This window comes from Acinetobacter sp. YH16031, from assembly GCF_013417335.1.
Lineage (GTDB): Bacteria > Pseudomonadota > Gammaproteobacteria > Pseudomonadales > Moraxellaceae > Acinetobacter.
The window spans coordinates 1-1,616 of record NZ_VPED01000142.1 but is presented as its reverse complement, the minus strand read 5'-3'; the positions used below and the strand labels follow the sequence as shown (position 1 = coordinate 1,616).

General features: G+C 37.5%; 1 pseudogene. It reads right to left on the bottom strand.

The window, feature by feature from the left end:
- Positions 1-204: 204 nt before the first annotated feature.
- Positions 205-1,140, bottom strand: a pseudogene (gene repM, locus FTV31_RS16690) (replication initiation protein RepM); the annotation flags it as partial.
- Between the last annotated feature and the right edge of the window lie 476 nt (positions 1,141-1,616).

Sequence of the window (1,616 nt, the reverse complement as noted above, 5' to 3'; positions counted from 1 at the left end):
GAGAAGCATCGTTTTTAATCTGCTTTCAAAGTCTGCCATTTTTTCGCTATCTTTTTTCAAGTGCTTGTACCTTTTGTCCCGTGCAATGCTGAAAGCACAGCTCGAAAGATGAACGCTCCCCCTTGGGTCGAATGCAATAAATTTATGATCTTCGATAGAGTAGGTTTTGACTTGATCAACCAGTTTCACTGTTGATTGATTTTTCTTAGAACCGAAGCCAAGTTTTTCTAAAAGCGGATAAAACTTTTTAAATTTTTCAGGTTCTAACAGCATGTCTGCTATACGTTTCGCAAAATCTTGAAAGGATTCTGTACCCTCAGAGTATTTGCTCATTTCAGGCATTTCTGACAGCTTGTGAGCGAATAGGAAGCGTTGCGGATCTGTCATTTTGGTGAATAGGTCAGGCGTGTTTTGATCTCGTTGGGGAGATACTGATTTTTCAGAAATTTCCGTTTGTTTTTGCTTAAACTTGAAGGAAAATCCTGAAATCGCACGACCTGTTTTGTGCTGTTCGACCTTAACTTTAATGTCTGTTTTTTCATTAATTTGATTTATGGCAATGTCTAAAACTCGCTTTTTAAAATCGTTCATTTGTTTGTATTCAGTATCTAGAACACCAAGTTTTTGTCTAAATTTTTGTATCTCAATAATGGGTGTTTTACCTGTGCTACGCCAAGCAATCAATAATTCGTAAAGTCTTACAGCGTAAGCACTTGTAAGCCCTGAAACTTGTTCTATATCGTATTTTGTAAACTGTTCTTCTAGGCGAGTAATCAATGGAATGATGGCAGGGGCAAAAATTAATTTAACAACCGCCTCTTTCTCAACATAAATAACTTCACTCACCCATCTTGATTTATGGTGCTGGATATTTCCCTTATCGCTAAGGCTCTGATAACTGAATTGCCTTGCAAATAGGTCATCACAAGCATCTTTTAATGCTTGATATGCAGTATTTCTATGTGCCGAAAATTGATTGATGTAGCTTTCAGCGTGAATGATCAATGGGTCATTTGCGTTAATTCCCTTGCCACTTTGACGAGCTTCAATAATCGCTAAAAGTATTAATCTTTGCTCGACTAAATCGAGGTTATAACTCGCATTAATTAACGCATTATCTTTAACAACTAAATTACTCATTATGTGACTCTATTATTCTTAGACGTTTATGTGACTTTAATAATTAACGTCACAACATGCAAGGTAAACGTCACTTTATCTTTTGAAATTTTCATTTTTTTGCAAGGTAAACGTCACTTAATTGCAAGGTAAACGTCACTTAATGAAGCTTGAAACGCGCACACAGCAATGCTTTCAGCGTGTCTAAAAGCATTTAAAAGCTTAAAAGATTATTAAAAGCCAAAAAAAAATTAAAAAGCATTTAAAACTGCCCTATGTTTTCGCTTCGCTCAAACTCTATTGAATCTCGCTGCGCTCGATTCCTGGGGGCAGTTTTTTCAAATATCCACTAGGACGCTAAAAACAAGAATGGATTCGCTTCGCTCATAAAGCTTTATGCTCGCTTCGCTCGTCATGGAGCCAGTGGCTACAGTCGCTTCGCTCGTCATGGAGCCAGTGGCTACAGTCGCCTTGCTCTGTAAATCTCGTTATGAAGC